This window comes from Rhizobium sp. 0TCS1.26, assembly GCF_050455525.1.
GTDB lineage: Bacteria > Pseudomonadota > Alphaproteobacteria > Rhizobiales > Rhizobiaceae > Neorhizobium.
This window is the reverse complement of record NZ_JBCIYV010000001.1, coordinates 243,419-260,818: the sequence shown is the minus strand read 5'-3', so window position 1 is coordinate 260,818 and position 17,400 is coordinate 243,419. Positions and strand designations below refer to the sequence as shown.

At 64.8% G+C, this 17,400-nt stretch carries 11 protein-coding genes; 6 read left to right on the top strand and 5 right to left on the bottom strand.

Annotation, left to right across the window (positions count from 1 at the left end; genetic code table 11):
- Positions 1-100: 100 nt before the first annotated feature.
- The 3 genes from glmS (at position 101) to AAIH46_RS01285 (ending at position 4,355) form a co-directional block, all read left to right on the top strand.
- Complete coding sequence (gene glmS, locus AAIH46_RS01295; RefSeq protein ID WP_430303702.1) at positions 101-1,927, top strand: glutamine--fructose-6-phosphate transaminase (isomerizing); 1,827 nt, start codon at positions 101-103, stop codon at positions 1,925-1,927.
- A 143-nt stretch (positions 1,928-2,070) separates the two neighbouring features.
- Positions 2,071-2,733, top strand: coding sequence for a DUF502 domain-containing protein (locus AAIH46_RS01290; RefSeq protein WP_430303701.1), 663 nt, complete (start codon positions 2,071-2,073; stop codon positions 2,731-2,733).
- A gap of 143 nt (positions 2,734-2,876) precedes the next feature.
- Positions 2,877-4,355 (top strand): esterase-like activity of phytase family protein, encoded by a 1,479-nt coding sequence (locus AAIH46_RS01285; RefSeq protein WP_430303700.1) that lies wholly within the window; start codon positions 2,877-2,879, stop codon positions 4,353-4,355.
- A 71-nt stretch (positions 4,356-4,426) separates the two neighbouring features.
- On the opposite strand, the gene AAIH46_RS01280 is transcribed toward AAIH46_RS01285, so the two are convergent.
- Complete coding sequence (locus AAIH46_RS01280) at positions 4,427-6,724, bottom strand: FdhF/YdeP family oxidoreductase (RefSeq protein WP_430303699.1); 2,298 nt, start codon at positions 6,722-6,724, stop codon at positions 4,427-4,429.
- 144 nt (positions 6,725-6,868) lie between these two features.
- Entirely contained in the window at positions 6,869-8,974 is a 2,106-nt protein-coding gene (gene recG / locus AAIH46_RS01275; protein WP_430303697.1) for an ATP-dependent DNA helicase RecG, read from the bottom strand.
- A 92-nt stretch (positions 8,975-9,066) separates the two neighbouring features.
- Between recG and AAIH46_RS01270 the strand changes: the two genes are divergently transcribed.
- The gene (locus AAIH46_RS01270) at positions 9,067-9,396 is read left to right on the top strand and encodes a succinate dehydrogenase assembly factor 2 (RefSeq protein WP_430303696.1); all 330 of its coding nucleotides are present in this window, start codon (positions 9,067-9,069) and stop codon (positions 9,394-9,396) included.
- Positions 9,393-12,908, top strand: a complete 3,516-nt coding sequence (mfd, locus tag AAIH46_RS01265; protein ID WP_430303695.1) for a transcription-repair coupling factor — start codon at positions 9,393-9,395, stop codon at positions 12,906-12,908. The genes AAIH46_RS01270 and mfd overlap by 4 nt, the downstream gene beginning before the upstream one ends.
- Positions 12,909-12,911: 3 nt before the next feature.
- Here mfd and AAIH46_RS01260 read toward each other — a convergent pair whose 3' ends face one another.
- The 3 genes from AAIH46_RS01260 to AAIH46_RS01250 form a co-directional block, all read right to left on the bottom strand.
- Positions 12,912-13,847, bottom strand: coding sequence for a DMT family transporter (locus tag AAIH46_RS01260; RefSeq protein ID WP_430303694.1), 936 nt, complete (start codon positions 13,845-13,847; stop codon positions 12,912-12,914).
- 93 nt (positions 13,848-13,940) lie between these two features.
- Positions 13,941-14,612, bottom strand: coding sequence for a DsbA family oxidoreductase (locus AAIH46_RS01255; RefSeq protein WP_430303693.1), 672 nt, complete (start codon positions 14,610-14,612; stop codon positions 13,941-13,943).
- A 31-nt stretch (positions 14,613-14,643) separates the two neighbouring features.
- Positions 14,644-16,452: an extracellular solute-binding protein gene (locus AAIH46_RS01250; protein ID WP_430303692.1), complete on the bottom strand. Its 1,809-nt coding sequence runs from the start codon at positions 16,450-16,452 to the stop codon at positions 14,644-14,646.
- Positions 16,453-16,718: 266 nt separating this feature from the next.
- Here AAIH46_RS01250 and AAIH46_RS01245 point away from each other — a divergent pair, with 266 nt between their 5' ends.
- Positions 16,719-17,375 (top strand): invasion associated locus B family protein, encoded by a 657-nt coding sequence (locus AAIH46_RS01245; RefSeq protein ID WP_430303691.1) that lies wholly within the window; start codon positions 16,719-16,721, stop codon positions 17,373-17,375.
- Positions 17,376-17,400: the final 25 nt, after the last annotated feature.

The window sequence follows — 17,400 nt, the reverse complement described above, 5'->3', positions numbered from 1 at the left end:
CGCATTACGATGCGACATTCAAATTGACCGCCGCCGATGTTGCACGGCGCGCCCGCTGCGCTACGAGTGCGCGCAGTGAAATCGACAGAAAGAGGATCCTATGTGCGGTATCGTTGGCATCGTCGGCAAGGCGCCGGTGGCGGAACGTCTGGTCGATGCGCTGCGGCGGCTCGAATATCGCGGATATGATTCGGCCGGCGTTGCCACCATTCATGACGGGTTGATGGAGCGTCGCCGGGCAGAGGGCAAGCTGTTCAACCTCGAACGGGTGCTGGCCGCCGAGCCGCTGCCGGGAACGATCGGCATCGCTCACACCCGTTGGGCAACGCATGGCGTGCCGAACGAGACCAACGCGCATCCGCACTTCGTCGACGGCGTCGCCATTGTCCACAACGGCATCATCGAGAACTTTTCCGAGCTGCGCGACGAGATGTCCGCTGAAGGCGCGATATTCGTTAGCCAGACGGATACCGAGGTGGTCGCACATCTGCTGGCCAAGTATCTGCGCGACGGCATGGACAACCACCAGGCGATGCTTGCCACGCTGAACCGCGTGACCGGCGCCTATGCGCTGGTGGTGATGTTCAAGGACGATCCGGACACGCTGATGTGCGCGCGCTCAGGCCCGCCTTTGGCGATCGGTCACGGCCAGGGCGAGATGTTCCTGGGCTCGGACGCGATTGCGCTTGCACCCTTTACCAACCGGATCACCTATCTGGTGGACGGCGACTGCGCGGTGATGACATCGCGTGGCGTCGAGATCACCGACTTTTCCGGCAAGCCTGTCTCCCGTCAGATGCAGATTTCGCAGGCGGCGGCGCTGATGGTCGACAAGGGCAACCATCGCCATTTCATGGAGAAGGAGATCTACGAGCAGCCGGAGATCATCTCGCATGCGCTCAGCCACTACGTGGATTTTTCGACAGGCACGGTGAAGGTGCAGGGCGAGGCGATCGATTTTTCCAAGGTCACGAGCCTGGCGATCTCCGCCTGCGGCACGGCCTATCTCTCCGGCCTCGTCGGCAAATACTGGTTCGAGCGCTACGCGCGGCTGCCGGTCGAGATCGATGTGGCGTCGGAATTCCGCTACCGCGAAATGCCGCTCTCGAAGACCCAGGCGGCGCTGTTCATCTCGCAGTCCGGCGAGACGGCCGATACGCTTGCCTCGCTGCGCTACTGCAAGCAGGAAGGCCTGCCGATCGGCGCCGTCGTCAACGTGCGCGAATCGACGATTGCCCGCGAGGCCGACGCGGTGTTTCCGATCCTTGCCGGTCCGGAAATCGGCGTCGCCTCGACCAAGGCCTTCACCTGCCAGCTGGCGGTGCTGGCGGCACTCGCCATCCAGGCGGGCCGGGCGCGGGGGACGCTGAGTGCCGAGCAGGAAAAGGAGATGGTCTGCCACCTCATCGAGATGCCGCGCATCATGAGCAGCGTGCTCAACCTCGTCCAGCCGCAGGTGGAAAGCCTGTCTCGCGAGCTGTCACGGTTCAAGGACGTGCTTTATCTCGGCCGTGGCACCAGCTATCCGCTGGCCCTGGAAGGCGCGCTGAAGCTCAAGGAAATCTCCTATATCCATGCCGAAGGCTATGCGGCGGGCGAGCTGAAGCATGGGCCGATCGCGCTGATCGACGAGAACATGCCGGTGATCGTCATTGCCCCGCATGATCGGTTCTTCGAAAAGACGGTCTCCAACATGCAGGAAGTGGCGGCCCGCGGCGGCAGGATCATCTTCATCACCGACGAGAAGGGTGCGGCCGCCTCCAGGCTCGAGACCATGGCGACGATCGTCCTGCCAAATGTCGACGAGGTCATCTCGCCGATGATCTACGCGCTGCCGATCCAGTTGCTCGCCTACCATACGGCAGTGTTCATGGGCACCGACGTCGACCAGCCGCGCAATCTGGCGAAATCGGTGACGGTGGAATGATGGGGGCCAGCGGCACGCCGATCGTGCGCCGCTGGTCTGTCTCACTATTTCCCGTTGGCGCACTTGCGAGGCGGAAAGGCCTGCGGCATTGTCCGCATTCACCGGCCTTCGACGGCAATGCAGCATGAGAATGACGGACGGGCATGACGGATAAACCGGAACGAATAACGGTGGCCGGCCGGTTGCGGAACAATTTTCTGACCGGTCTGATCATCTGCGCACCGATCGCCATCACCGTATGGCTGACCTTCGCCTTCATCGACTGGGCCGACAGCTGGGTCACGCCCTATATTCCGCAGCGCTACAATCCCCAGTACTATTTCGACATCGCCATCCCCGGCACGGGGCTGGTGATCGCCGTCGTGTTCATCACGGCTATCGGCTTTCTCGGCAAGAACCTGATCGGCCGCTCGGTCGTCGGCTTCGGCGAATCGATCGTCCACCGCACGCCGCTGGTGCGGACGCTCTACAGGAGCATCAAGCAGATCTTCGAGACGGTGCTGAAGGACCAGTCGACCTCGTTCAAGAAGGTCGGCATGATCGAGTTTCCCGGTCCCGGCACGTGGGCGCTGGTGTTCATCGCGACCGAAGCGCAGGGCGAGCTTGCGGCCCGCTTCAACGAGCTTGGCCAGGAGATGATGGCCGTCTTCCTGCCGCCGACGCCGGTGCCGACTGCCGGCTTCCTGATCTTCGTGCCGAAGGACAAGATCATGATGCTCGACATGACCCCCGAGGAAGCGGCCAAGCTGCTGATCTCCGGCGGCCTGATCTCGCCCGACTGGAAGCCGAGACTGCCGGTCGCCTGAGCCCCGCGACGTTCATGTAGCCGTCATGTTGGGCGCCTAGAGACATCGCCAGGGACAATCACCGCCGGCCACGCCACGTCTGTTCGAAGACGTTGTGTCGGGCGCTGGCGGTGACCTTTCGGTTTGATCAAAGGACAACCATCATGACGCACCCGCGCCGCATATTTGCGCTTTCCGCAGCCCTGGCTGCTTCGGTCTTCCTGTCGCCGCTCGCAGCCATGGCTGATGCCACGGTATCGGCGGGCAGCGTCACCATCGCCAACAAGGGCCTCGTCGCCGTCGGCCGCATTCCCGCCAGCCAGCGCGACAAATTCGGCGAAACCTTCGGCTCCGGTTCGGGCATGGCAATCGATCCGACGAGCTGGAAGAAGGATGGCGACGCCTATGCCGGTTCGCTGTGGCTGCTGCCCGACCGCGGCTACAATGTCGAGGGTACCACCGACTACAACGATCGCCTGAACCGCATCGACCTGCGCCTGACGCCGGCGGCCGGCGACCTGTCCACCGAGGCGCAGCAAAAGGGTCTCGAGGCGAAGCTCGCCGAGACCATCCTGCTGACCGACGGTGAGGGCAAGAACATGACCGGGCTCGATCCGGAAGCCGGCACCCGTCCGGCATCGGGCAAGCTGCCCGTCCTGCCGCAGGCCCGCACCGGCAAGGTGGCGCTCGACCCGGAAGCGATCGTCCGTCTCGCCGACGGCTCGTTCCTGATCAGCGACGAGTACGGTCCCTACATCTACCGCTTTACGGCCAATGGCCGGCTTGTCTCGGCGACCCAGCCGCCGAAGGCACTGCTGCCGATGCGCAACGGCGAGACCAACTTCTCGTCCAACAACGTCGATGCCGAGGGCAAGAAGCCGGAGCCGAAGGATCCCGAAACCGGGCGCCAGAACAACCAGGGCCTCGAAGGCATGTCGATGACGCCGGACGGCAAGTTCGTCATCGCCGTCCTGCAATCGGCAGCGCGCCAGGATGGCGGCGATTCTGGTTCGACCCGGATGAACACCCGGGCGCTCGTCTACGATGCGACGAATATCGACGCGCTGAAGCTCGTTCACGAATATGTCGTGCCGCTGCCGACCTTCGACAACAAGGGCAAGGTGGCCGTTGCCGCGCAGAGCGAGATCCTGGTGCTGTCGGACACGGCGTTCCTGATGCTCGCCCGCGACAGCAACAACGGCCAGGGACTGAAGGGCGACACCTCCGTCTACCGGAAGATCGAACTCGTCGACCTGTCCGGCGCCACGGATATCGCCAGTGGCGACTTCGATGCGATGAAGCCGGTGGCGCCCAAGGGCGTCGTCGATGCAGCGGTGAAGCCTGCGACGCTGAAGAGCTTCATCGACCTCAACGACAGCAAGGAGCTCTCTCGCTTCGGCCTGCACAACGGCGCGCCGAACGACCGCAACAACCTGTCTGAAAAGTGGGAAGCGATGTCGATCGCCAGCGTTCTCGATCCGGCAGCCCCGAACGACTACTTCCTGTTTGTCGCCAATGACAACGATTTCCTGACGCAGGACGGCTTCCAGGTGGGTGCAGCCTACAAGGCCGAGGGCGGCGCCGACGTCGACACCATGTTCCAGGTGTTCCGCGTCACGCTGCCGGGCATGGCCGCCAAGTAACTCCCGTTCTTCAACCAAAAGGGCCCGGCGGATCACTCCGCCGGGCCCTTTCTCATGTCAGCTTGTCGTCATCAGGCCGCGGCAGATCCGACGACACGGACGGGGACGCCCTTGTAGGCCGGGGTGCCGGAGCGCACGTCGTGGTCGCCAAGCGCGATGACCGCGTTCATTTCGGGATAATAGCCGGCGATGGTGCCCTTGGGGATGTCGTAGGCGATGGCGGTGAAACCCTCGACGCCGCGCTGGCGCCCGTCGCCCGTCCACAGCGACTGGATGTCGATCCGATCACCTTCCGCAAGGCCGCGAGCGGCCAGATCCTCGGCGTTCATGAATATCACGTCGCGCCGGCCGAAGACGCCACGGTAGCGGTCGTCCATGCCGTAGATGGTGGTGTTGTACTGGTCGTGGGCGCGCAGTGTCGTCAGAACCAGGGCATCGCCGGCAGTCTGCCTTGCGTCCTCCTCCACGCCGCGGGCGACGAGGAACATCGCCTTGCCGGTCGTCGTGTTCCAGATCCGGTCCGATGCGCCGACGGTGAGGCGGAAGCCGCCCTTGACGCGGACGCGGCGGTTGTAATCGGCAAAGTCGGGGAAGACGATTTCGATCTTGTCGCGGATGCGGTCATAGTCGGCAAGCATGCCGTCCCAGTCGATGCCGTAGCGGTCGCCGAGCGTCGCCTTGGCCATGCCGACGACGATCGCCGGCTCGGAGCGCAGCTGCTCGCCGGGCGGGTTGAGGAAGCCGCGCGAGGCGTGCACCATCGACATGGAATCCTCGACCGTGACCGATTGCGGGCCAGAGGCCTGAACATCGAGGTCGGTGCGCCCGAAGCAGGGCAGGACGATGGTCGTCTTTCCCGTCAGCAGATGCGAGCGGTTGAGCTTGGTGGCGATGTGGACCGAGAGGTCGAGCTTGCGCATGGCGGCGAAACAGGTCTCGGTGTCCGGCATGGCGACCGGCAGATTGCCGCCGAGGCAGATGAGCGCCTTCGAGCGGCCGTCCATCATCGCCTCGATGGTTTCCACGGCATTGTGACCCTTCTCCGCCGGCGGACGGAAGCCGAAGGCGCGCTGCATGCCGTCGAGCAGCGCGTCCGTCGGGATCTCGGTGATGCCAACCGTGCGGTCGCCCTGGACGTTCGAGTGACCGCGCAGCGGGCAGATGCCGGCGCCCTCGCGGCCCATATTGCCGCGCAGGAGCAGGAAGTTGGCAAGCTGCTGGACGTTGTCGGTGCCATGCGCATGCTGTGTGATGCCCATGCCATAGCAGGCTATGACCTTCTTGGCGTTGATGTAGACATCGGCGGCACTGCGCAGGGCGGCCTGAGTCAGGCCGGACGCAGTAACGATGGTTTCCCAGGAGGTTGCGTCGATATCCTCGCGCAGCGTCTCAAGTCCCAGCGTGTGCTCGGCGATGAAGGCCCGGTCGAGAACGCCCTTGCCGTCGGCGGCGAGGCTCTCGTCGTCGCGCTCGAAGACCGCCTTCATCAGCCCCTTCAGGGCCGCCAGGTCGCCGCCGGCCTTCACCTGGTGATAGGCGGACGCGATCGGCGTCGACGACATGGTGGCCATCTCCACCGGGTTCTGCGGCGAGGCGAATTTCTGCAGCGCCCGTTCCTTCAGCGGATTGAAAACGATGATCGGCACGCCACGGCGGGCGGCGTCGTGCAGCGTCGCCATCATCCGCGGATGATTGGTGCCGGGATTGTGGCCGAAGCTGAAGATCGCGTCGCAATGGTCGAAATCTTCGAGCAGCACCGTGCCCTTGCCGACGCCGATCGATTTCGGCAGTCCGACGCTGGTCGCCTCGTGGCACATGTTCGAGCAGTCGGGAAAGTTGTTGGTGCCATAGGCACGCACCAGCAGCTGGAAGAGGAAGGCGGCCTCGTTGGAAGCGCGGCCGGAGGTGTAGAACTCCGCCTGGTGCGGGCTGTCCAGCGCGTTCAGACCCTGACCGATCAGCGCGAATGCCTCGTCCCAGCCAATCGTCTGATAGCGGTCGGTCTCGCGATCGTAGATCATCGGATGGGTGAGGCGACCCTGATCCTCCAGCTGGTGATCGGTCCAGCCCCAGAGTTCGCTCACCGAGTGCAGCTGGAAGAATTCCGGGCCGACACGCTTGGCGGTCGATTCCCAGGTGATCGCCTTGGCGCCGTTCTCGCAGAACTCGAAGGAAGAGGCATGCCGCGGATCGGGCCAGGCGCAGCCGGGACAATCGAAGCCGTCCGGCTGGTTGGCCTTCATCAGCGTTGCGCTGCCCTGGGCGACGATCTGCTGCTGCGCAAGCGTTTTGGCGACTGCGCGCAAGGCGCCCCATCCGCCGGCCGGCGCATCATATTCCTTGATCCCATATGGTCGTTTGGCTGCCATGATGTTCTCCGTCAATGTCGAGGCAGGTCATACCCCGAATGTGCAAAACTTGACATCTGTCACTTGGACCATCCAGCCATCGATGTCTTGGCAAAACGACGTACGCTTTTGAACAATCGGCTCTTGCGCGGACCGAGCACGCGGTCAGCCGGCGCGCAGGAAGCGGATCGCCTCGTCGCGGCGGTGCAGGTAAAGAAGGACGCGCAGCGCCTGACCGCGCTCACCGGTCAGATCCGGATCCTTTTCCAGCAGATAGGTGGCATCCTTGCGGGCCGTCTCCAGAAGATCCGCGTGGGCTTCCAGGCTGGCGATCCGGAAGCCCGGCGTGCCCGACTGGCGGGTGCCCAGCAGCTCGCCTTCGCCGCGCAGTTTCAGGTCCTCCTCGGCGATCAGGAAGCCGTCCTCGCTGTCACGCAGGATCGACAGCCGGGCGCGACCGGTCTCGCTGAGCGGTCCCTTGTAGAGGAGGATGCAGGTGGATGCCTCATCGCCGCGACCGACTCGGCCGCGCAACTGGTGAAGCTGGGCCAGGCCGAAACGTTCGGCATGCTCGATGACCATGATCGTCGCGTCCGGCACGTCGACGCCGACCTCGACGACGGTGGTGGCGACCAGCAGGCGAAGCTCGCCGGACTTGAAGGCGGCCATGACGGCATCCTTTTCCGGCCCGGTCATGCGGCCGTGGACGAGGCCGACCTTCGGGCCGAGCAGCTTTGCCAGACCGGCATGCCGCTCCTCCGCCGACATCAGGTCGGACACATCCGACTCCTCGACGAGCGGGCAGATCCAGTAGGCCTTCTTGCCTTCGGCAAGCGCCGACCGGAGCCGTGCGACGATCTCGTCGACCCGCTCCGTCGGGACGGTGACGGTCTGGATCGGCTTGCGGCCGGCTGGTTTCTCGGTGAGCTTCGAGACATCCATGTCGCCGAAGGCGGCAAGCACCAGCGTGCGCGGAATGGGCGTCGCGGTCATCACCAGCATGTGCGGCGACAGGCCCTTGGCGGTCAGCCGAAGCCGCTGGTGGACGCCGAAACGGTGCTGCTCGTCGACGACGGCCAGCATCAGGTCCTTGTAGACGATGGCATCCTGGAACAGTGCGTGGGTGCCGATGATGATCTGCGCTTCGCCGGACGCAATGCGGGCCAGCACCTCGTCGCGCTCGCGGCCCTTCACCCGGCCGGTCAGCACCTCGACCTTCAGGCCGACGGCAGCGGCGAACCGGCTGATTGTTGCAAAATGCTGGCGGGCGAGGATTTCGGTGGGCGCCATCAGCACTGCCTGGCCGCCGGCCTCCATGGCATCGGCCATCGCCATCAGCGCCACCAGCGTCTTGCCGGCGCCGACATCGCCCTGCAGCAGGCGCAGCATCCGCTCGTCCTTGGCCATGTCCGAGCGGACATCGGCGATGGCCGCCTGCTGGCTGGCGGTCAGCGAGAACGGCAGCGACGCACCGATCTCCGCGCCGATCCGGCCATCGACCCGGATCGGCCGGCCGGCAACCTTGCGCAGCCGTTGGCGCACCAGCGCCAGCGACACCTGGCCGGCGAGGAACTCGTCATAGGCCAGCCTGCGGCGGGCCGGCGTCTGGGGGTCGAGATCCTGCGCATCGCGCGGATCGTGCAGTGCCCGGAAAGCATCGGCGACCGACGGCAGCCCCTGCTTTTGCTGGAAATGCAGGTCCATCCATTCGGGCAGGTCCGGCAGGCGGGCAAGCGAGCCTTCGACGGCCCGCCGGATGACCTTCGGCACGAGGCCTGCGGTCATCGGATAGACGGGCTCGACCAGCGGCATGTCGCCGGCTTCGGAAACCTTCATCATCAGGTCGGGATGCACCATCGAGGCGCGGCCGTTGAACCAGTCGACCTTGCCGCTGACCAGAACCTGTTCGTCGATCGGCAGGGTCTTTTCCAGCCAGTTTCCCTTGGCCCGGAAGAAGGTCAGCGCCAGTTCGCCGGTCTCGTCGTGCAGGATCACACGGTAGGGCATGTTCGACTTGCCGGGCGGCGGCGGCAGGTGGCGGTCCACCCGGCCTTCGATGGTGACGATGGCGCCTTGCGGGGCAAGCGCGATGCCGGGCCGGTTGCGACGATCGATGATCGACGACGGCGCGTGGAAGAGGACGTCGACCACCCGGCAGTCGTCGGCATCCTCGCGGCTGGTGACGCGGGCGATCAGATCGGCGAGTTTCGGGCCGATGCCTGGCAGGCTTGCGACGGAGGCGAAGAGAGGGTCGAGGAGGGCAGGACGCATGGCCGGCAAAATGCGCCGGATAATGGCTGCTTGGCAAGGCTGACAAGGTGAAGATTTCGTCCTATATCAGCCCCGCAACGAAGGTTTACGCCATGACAGGACTGTCGCGCAGCAGCGCCGATCTCGACCCCCGCCGCCGGAGGATCCTCTACCGCTGCTGGCATCGCGGCATTCGAGAGATGGATCTGGTCTTCGGCCAGTTCGCTGAAAACGAGATCGCTTCCCTGTCCGAGGCGGAACTCGACGCGCTGGAGACGGTGATGGCGGAAGAAGACCAGGACCTCAACAGCTGGATCACCGGTGCCGAGCCGCTGCCCGAACACATGCGCACCGAGATGTTCGCGCGGATTGCCGCCTACCGGCCCGACTTCGACATCGTGACGAAGGCCAGCCTCGCAGAAAAATACGGACAGGGCGAATGATCGCAGGTTTCGACGCGAAGACGATCGCTGCCTCGGCGGCGGGACTGACCATTGCCAATGTGCAGACGGGCATCGAGCCGCTGATCCTTGCCGAGATGGCGCGGGCCGGCCAGTCGGTCGCCTTCGTGATGTCCGACGGCCACCGGATGGCCGACCTGGAGCAGATGCTGTCCTTCGTCGCGCCGGAGATCCCCGTCCTGTCGCTGCCGGCCTGGGACTGCCTTCCCTACGACCGCGTCTCGCCGAGCACCGATGTCTCGGCGCGGAGGCTCGCGGCGCTCGCCGGTCTCATCGCCCACGCCAAGAAACCGCATCCGGCCATCGTGCTGGTGACGGTCAACGCGATGATGCAGAAGATCGCCCCGGCCGGCGTCATCGAGAACCTGGCGTTCTCGGCCAAGCCCGGCAATATCGTGCGGATGGACGACATTGCCGCGCGGCTGGAGCGCAATGGTTTCGACCGCGTCGCAACCGTGCGCGAAGTCGGCGAATTCGCCGTGCGCGGCGGCATTCTCGACGTCTTCGTGCCCGGCAGCGACGAGCCGGTGCGGCTGGATTTCTTCGGCGACACGCTGGAAACCATCCGCAGCTTCGATCCGGCAAGCCAGCGGACGACCGGCCAGGCGCGGTCGCTGGATCTCAGCCCGATGAGCGAGGTGACGCTGACGCCGGAGACGATCAGTCACTTCCGCAGATCCTACCTTTCGACCTTCGGCGCGGCGACCCGCGACGATTCGCTCTACCAGGCGGTCTCGGAAGGACGGCGCTATGCGGGCATGGAGCACTGGCTGCCGCTGTTCTACGAGGGTCTCGACACCGCTTTCGATTACCTCAAGGGCTTCCGCATCGTCACCGACCACACGGCCCGCGAGGCGGCCGAGGAACGGTCGCGGCTGATCCTCGACTATTACGAGGCACGCAAGAATTCCGGCTCGACGTCAAAGGTCGGAGCCGCGCAGGCCGCGCCCTACAAGCCGCTGGCGCCGAACGACCTCTATCTCAGCGGCAAGGCTTTCGGCGCTGCGCTCGATGCGGTCTCGGCGGTGCGCCTGACGCCGTTCAACGAGCATGATGGGGAAGCGCGGCGCGTGGTGACGCTCGACGCCCGCTCCGGCCCGCGCTGGGCGAGGGCGCAAGCCGACGCCGAGCAGCAGAACCGCGACGAGCGGGTCAACGTCTTCGACCTCGTCGTCAAGCACATCGCCGACAAGCGTGCCGCCGGCGCCAAGGTGCTGGTCACCGGCTGGTCGGCCGGCTCGCTCGACCGGCTGCTGCAGGTGCTCGACGAGCACGGCCTGAAGCGCATCAAGCAGATCGACAGCCTCGACGAGATCCGCAAGCTCGACCAGGGCGAGGCGGCATCGGCCGTCCTCAGCCTCGAGGGCGGGTTCGAGACGGGCGATCTCGTCATCATCGGCGAGCAGGACATTCTCGGCGACCGCATGGTCCGCCGCTCCAAGCGCCGCAAGCGGGGCGCCGACTTCATCTCGGAAGTGGCGGGTCTCGACGAGGGATCGCTGGTCGTGCATGCCGAGCACGGCATCGGCCGCTTCGTCGGCCTGAAGACCATCGAGGCGGCCGGCGCGCCACGTGCCTGCCTGGAACTGCACTACGCCGATGAGGCAAAGCTGTTCCTGCCGGTGGAAAACATCGACCTGTTGTCGCGCTACGGTTCGGATGCGGCTGAAGCCCATCTGGACAAGCTCGGCGGCGGCGCCTGGCAGGCCCGCAAGGCCAAGCTGAAGAAGCGCCTGCTGGACATGGCCGACGGGCTGATCAAACTTGCCGCGACCCGCATCACCCGCCGGGCGCCGGTGCTGGAAACGCCGGAAGGGCTTTACGACGAATTTGCCGCGCGCTTCCCCTACGACGAGACGGAAGACCAGGCGAACGCCATCGATTCCGTCCGCGACGATCTGGCGGCCGGCCGTCCCATGGACCGCCTCGTGTGCGGTGACGTCGGCTTCGGCAAGACCGAGGTGGCGCTGAGGGCGGCGTTCTTCGCCGCCATGAACGGTGCCCAGGTGGCGGTCGTGGTGCCGACCACGCTGCTTGCCCGCCAGCATTTCAAGACGTTCCGCGACCGTTTCCGCGGGCTGCCGATCCGCGTCGAGCAGGCCTCACGTCTGGTCACCGCCAAGGAGCTGAACCAGACGAAGAAGGATCTTGCCGAAGGCAAGGTCGACATCGTCGTCGGCACGCACGCGCTGCTCGGCTCCAGCATCACGTTTGCCAATCTCGGACTGCTGATCATCGACGAGGAGCAGCACTTCGGCGTCAAGCACAAGGAGAAGCTGAAGGAGCTGAAGAGCGACGTGCACGTGTTGACGCTGTCTGCGACGCCGATCCCGCGCACGCTGCAGCTGGCGATGACCGGGGTGCGCGAGCTGTCGCTGATCACCACGCCGCCGGTCGACCGCATGGCGGTGCGCACCTTCATCTCGCCGTTCGACCCGCTGGTGATCCGCGAGACGTTGATGCGCGAGCACTATCGCGGCGGCCAGAGCTTCTTCGTCTGTCCGCGGCTGGCCGACCTGCCGGAGATCCAGGCCTTCCTGCAGTCCGATGTACCGGAGCTGCGGGTGGCCGTGGCACACGGGCAGATGCCGGCGAGCGAGCTGGAAGACATCATGAATGCATTCTACGACGGCAAGTACGACGTGCTGCTGTCGACGACGATCGTCGAATCGGGCCTCGACGTTCCGACCGCCAACACGCTGATCGTGCACCGCGCCGACATGTTTGGCCTGGCGCAGCTCTACCAGCTGCGCGGCCGCGTCGGTCGCTCGAAGGTGCGGGCGTTCGCGCTGTTCACCCTGCCGGTCAACAAGACGCTGACGACGACCGCCGAGCGCCGCCTCAAGGTGCTGCAGTCGCTCGACACGCTGGGTGCCGGCTTCCAGCTTGCCAGCCACGACCTCGACATCCGCGGCGCCGGCAACCTGCTCGGCGAGGAGCAGTCGGGCCACATCAAGGAAGTCGGCTTCGAGCTCTACCAGCAGATGTTGGAGGAGGCGGTGGCCGAGGTGAAGGGCGACGACGAGGTGCTGGACACCGGCTGGTCGCCGCAGATCTCCGTCGGCATCACGGTGATGATCCCGGAAACCTATGTTCCCGACCTGCACCTGCGCATGGGCCTCTACCGCCGCCTTGGCGAACTGACCGATCTGTCGGAGATCGACGGCTTCGGCGCCGAGATGATCGACCGCTTCGGCCCGATGCCGGTCGAGGTGCAGAACCTCTTGAAGGTGGTGTTCATCAAGTCGCTCTGCCGCACGGCGAATGTCGAAAAGGTCGATGCGGGCCCGAAGGGTATCGTGCTGCAGTTCCGCGATCGGCAGTTCCCCAACCCGGCGGCCCTGGTCGGCTACATCGCCAAGCAGGGTTCGATGGCAAAGATCCGCCCGGACCACAGCATCTTCCTGACCCGCGACCTGCCGACGCCCGAGAAGCGTCTGTCGGCGGCGGCGCAGGTGATGGTGCAGATGGCGGATCTCGCCAAGCAGGCGTAAGCGTCAGTTGCCGTTCTCGGGCTTTACCGCGATCGCCGTATCGCTGGCACCGGCGATTGGTGGCGGCAGCGGCGTCTGGCGCTTGCGCTCGCGGATCAGCGTCAGCAGACCCGAACCGACGATGAGCGCGATGCCGACCAGCATCCAGCCGTCGACGCCGTCGCCGAACAGCAGGTAGCCGAGCAGGATCGCCCACAGCATCTGGGTATACTGGATCGGCGTGACGATGGCGGCCGGCGCATAGAAGGTGGCGATCATCAGCAGCACGGTGCCGACGGCCGCCAGCAGGCCGAAGGAGGCCAGCAGCAGCAGGTCGGATACCGACGGCAGCACGAGGTTGGGCAGCATCGCCACCGAGCAGATCGACAGGCTGCCGAGGAGGCCTGCGCCGTACATCGAGATGTTCTTCTCGCTCGGCCCGAGCGCCCGGTAGATGATGACGGAAACGGCACCGGTAAAGCCGGCGGTCAATGCCGCCAGGTGGCCGTAGGACAGCTCGCGGAAACCAGGCCGCAGCACCACCAGCACGCCCAGAAATCCGACGCCAACCGCCGTCCAGCGTTTCAGGCCGACCTGCTCCTTGAGGAAGATCACCGACATGATGGTGGCGAACGATGGTAGCAGGAAGATCAGGCAGAAGGCTTCGGCCATCGACAGTTCGGTGAAGGCGATGATGCTGCAGACGGTGCTGACGGCGGCACAGACGAAGCGCAGCAGCCAGAGAGGCCGGTTTCGCGTGCGCACCATGTCCGTCCAGCGGTCGCCGGGCTTGATCAGGAAGGGGATGGCGAGGATGCCGACCAGCGTGCCGATGAAGCCCGCCTCGAATGGCGGCACGCGACCCTCGACCAGTTTCACCGAGGCGTCGCTGAAGGAATAGGCGGCAAAGCAGAGAAAGGCGAGGAAAGCGCCCTTCAAGGTGTTGTCTGAGGCGTTCACGCGAAATGTCCCGGCGGGAGGGATGATCCGTCCGGGATAGATCCCGCCCGGGCAGCCGTCAATTCGGAACTTCGCAGGCTCCAGCTGCCCTGGTCAGTTCAGCCCGGCCATCGCTTCGGCCTTCATCCGGGCGATATCGCGAAAGGCGTTGGCCAGCACGTCCGGGGTCTGGGCACCGCTCAGCGCATATTGCTGGTCGATGATGAAGAACGGCACGCCGTTGACGCCCATGTTCTGCGCCGCGTCGATCTCGGCGAGCATCGTGTCCTTGTCGGCATCCGAAGCAAGCAAGGCGCCGATGACCGCGCGGTCGAGCCCGGCCTGTTCGGCGATGTCGAGCAGCACCGCGTGATCGCCGACATTCCGACCTTCTTCGAAATTCGCCTTGAACAGCAGCGTCACCACCCGGTCCTGGATCTCGCGGCTTTCGGTCACCGCCCAGTGGATCAGCCGGTGCGCGTCCAGCGTATTCGGGCCGATGCGGATGGCATCGAAATCGAAGGCGATGCCGACTTCGCGACCAAGGCCGATCAGCATTTCGTGGCCACGGGCGACTGCCTCTGCGCCGCCGAGCTTGGCCTCCAGCGCCTGGCGCTGATCGACGCCTTCCGCCGGGTAATCCGGATTGAGGCGGTAGGGTCGCCAGTTGATGTCGATGCCGACCTCGTCCTGCACCTCGGCGATCGCCAGTTCCAGGCGCGCCTTGCCGAGATAGCACCAGGGGCAGACCACATCCGAGACGAGATCGATCGTCAGTCTTTGCATCACATCTTGTCCTTTGCTTCGGCGGGCGGGGTCACTGGACCCGCGCATCCCACCAGGTTGGCAGCTGGTAGCCGTAGAGCGGCACCACGTCCGGATGAACGATATGCTTCCAGCGCGCAATCCACTGATCCGGAATATGATAGAGCGGCACGACATAATGGCCGGCCATCAGCAGCCGGTCGTAGGCCCTAACGGCCGTCGTGAATTCCTCGCGGCTGCGTGCGGCCAGCATCGCCTGGATGATCCGGTCGACATCCGGGTCACCGAGGCCGGCGAAGTTGAAGCTGCCGGGACGATCGCGCGAATCGCTTCCCCAGCGGCCAACCTGCTCGATGCCGGGCGACAGCGACGAGGGGTAGGACTTCATGATCACGTCGTAGTCGAAGCTGCCGGACCGGCTCTGGTACTGCGCGTCGTCGACGGTGCGGATGCCAACCTCGACGCCGATCATCCGCAGCGTCCGCTGGTAGGCGATCGCCACCTTCTCCTGGTCGGCGTTCTGGGTCATGATCTCGAAGGCGAGCGGCCGGCCGGAGGCATTCGTCATCCGGCCGTTGCGGATCGTGTAGCCGCCGCGTTTCAGGATGTCGACGACATCGCGCAGCACCTTGCGATCGGCGCCTGAGCCATCGGACGGGACGATCGTCGACTTTCCGGCAAGGATGTCCTGCGGGATGCGATCCTTCGCGGCGCCGAGCAGCGCCAGTTCGGCTGCGTCCGCCGGATGACCGAGCGACGACAGGTCGGAGTTCTGCCAGTAGCTTTCGGTGCGGGTATAGGCGCCGTCGAACAGGTTGCGGTTCGCCCACTCGAAGTCGAAGGCGCGCACCAGCGCCTCGCGGACCTCGGCGTTCTGGAACGTTTGCCGGCGCAGGTTGAAGACGAAGCCAAGCATGCCGGTGGGCAGCTTGGGCTTGAAGACATCCTTGATGACATTGCCATCGGTGACCGCAGGGAAATTGTAGCCGCGCGCCCAGTGAGTGGGATTGCCTTCCAGGTAGATGTCGATGACGCCCTTCTTGAACGCCTCGAACAGGGTATTCTCCTGGAGGAAATACTCGATCGAGATCTCGTCGTAATTGTCGAAGCCGATCTTGGTCGGGATGTCCTTGCCCCAGTAGTCGAGGTTACGGCGGTAGACGATCTTCTGGCCGGGGCTGACGGACTGGATACGGTAGGGGCCGGAACCGACCGGAACCTGCAGGGTCGACTGGTCGAACGTCTTCGCGTCTATCGCATGCTTCGGCAGGATGGGCGTCGAGACGGCGAGAATCAGCGGGAATTCGCGATCGGCCTGGCTGTTGAAGGTGAAGCGGACGCTGTGCTCGCCGACCTTTTCCATCTTCTCGACCGGTTTCAGGCGGTTGTTGAACGGCGTCCTGCCCTTGTCGCGCAGCACCTCGAAGGAGAACATGACGTCTTCCGGGGTGACCGGCACGCCGTCTGACCACCGGGCCTTCGGATTGAGGTTGAACTGGATGAAGCTGCGGTCGTCGTCCGTCTCGACGCTTTCGGCGAGCAGCCCATAGAGCGTGAACGGCTCGTCGGACGAGCGCACCATCAGCGTCTCGTAGATCATGTTGCCGAAGATGTTGTCCCAGACACCGCGCGCCGTGGTGCGGATGCTCTTCAGGTTGAAGGGGTTGAGGCTATCGAAGGTGCCGACGACGCCATAGGCGATGCGGCCGCCTTTTCTGGCAGCCGGATCGGCATAGGGAAGATGCGAAAAATCGGCGGGCAGGGCAGGCGCGCCATGCATGGCAATGCCGTTGACCGGCGCAGCCGCGGCCACGCCCATCCACGACAGAAAGACCAGCGATAGGGCGGTCAGGCGGCGCATCGTCACCTCGTCTTGGAACGCTTCATGATTCGGCCGAACCTAACGCATAGGGCCGGCCAAGACCAATATAGTCGAACGAAACTTGAGCCGCAGCGCCGAAAATGCCAAACTAGTGCTGGCTATCGCGGACACCGCGATGTAACAGGTTGGCCGACAGGCGGGTCATTCAATTGCCTCATTTGAACGACAGGTGGTTCGACACGACCCCCGGTACGGAGCGGTAGATACCGCTTCTTCCCACCGCTTTCAGGAGACGGATTTTCGGTATGATGCTTACGGCAAACAAGGTTCTGCGGACGGCCCTGTCCGCCCTCGCACTCTCGATCGGCGCAGCGCCTGTGGCCGCTCTGGCACAGCAGCAGCAGCAGCCGCCGCAGGGTGCCGGCGCAACGCCTGGCGCACCGCCGCTCGGCTGGTTCAAGACCTGCGACAAGCAGGACGAAAGCGACGTCTGTGCTGTCCAGAACGTGCTTCTGTCGCAGAACGGCCAGCTGATCACGGCCGTCGGCCTGATCACCGTCGAGGGCAAGGTCAACCGCAAGATCATGCAGGTTTCCGTGCCTTCCGCACGGCTGATCCCGCCAGGCATCATGATGCAGATCGACGGCGGCAAGGGCCAGAAGCTCGACTACGTGCTTTGCATTCCGGATCGCTGCACGGCTGAATTGCCGCTCACCGACCCGATGATCGCCAGCCTCAAGAAGGGTGGCGAGGTGATCTTCACCTCCGTCAACTTCCGCCGCGCGCCGAACCCGATCAAGGTTTCGCTGAACGGCTTCACCGGCGTCTTCGACGGCCAGCCGATCTCGCAGTCGCAGCTCGCCGAAAGCCAGCGCAGCCTGCAGGAGAGCATGCAGAAGAAGGCTGAAGAGGCCCGCAAGAAGCTTGAAGACGCGCAGAACGCCGCCAAGGCCAATCCGTAATCGCTTCGTCTCTTTCGACGGAACT

What these genes read in the sequence shown, in the direction of transcription:
- AAIH46_RS01285 (WP_430303700.1), top strand. Translation starts at nt 2,877, where the DNA reads ATGACGCACCCGCGCCGCATATTTGCGCTTTCCGCAGCCCTGGCTGCT.
- AAIH46_RS01290 (WP_430303701.1), top strand. Translation starts at nt 2,071, where the DNA reads ATGACGGATAAACCGGAACGAATAACGGTGGCCGGCCGGTTGCGGAAC.
- AAIH46_RS01270 (WP_430303696.1), top strand. Translation starts at nt 9,067, where the DNA reads ATGACAGGACTGTCGCGCAGCAGCGCCGATCTCGACCCCCGCCGCCGG.
- AAIH46_RS01255 (WP_430303693.1), bottom strand. Translation starts at nt 14,612, where the DNA reads ATGCAAAGACTGACGATCGATCTCGTCTCGGATGTGGTCTGCCCCTGG.
- AAIH46_RS01280 (WP_430303699.1), bottom strand. Translation starts at nt 6,724, where the DNA reads ATGGCAGCCAAACGACCATATGGGATCAAGGAATATGATGCGCCGGCC.
- AAIH46_RS01245 (WP_430303691.1), top strand. Translation starts at nt 16,719, where the DNA reads ATGATGCTTACGGCAAACAAGGTTCTGCGGACGGCCCTGTCCGCCCTC.
- glmS (WP_430303702.1), top strand. Translation starts at nt 101, where the DNA reads ATGTGCGGTATCGTTGGCATCGTCGGCAAGGCGCCGGTGGCGGAACGT.
- AAIH46_RS01250 (WP_430303692.1), bottom strand. Translation starts at nt 16,452, where the DNA reads ATGCGCCGCCTGACCGCCCTATCGCTGGTCTTTCTGTCGTGGATGGGC.
- mfd (WP_430303695.1), top strand. Translation starts at nt 9,393, where the DNA reads ATGATCGCAGGTTTCGACGCGAAGACGATCGCTGCCTCGGCGGCGGGA.
- recG (WP_430303697.1), bottom strand. Translation starts at nt 8,974, where the DNA reads ATGCGTCCTGCCCTCCTCGACCCTCTCTTCGCCTCCGTCGCAAGCCTG.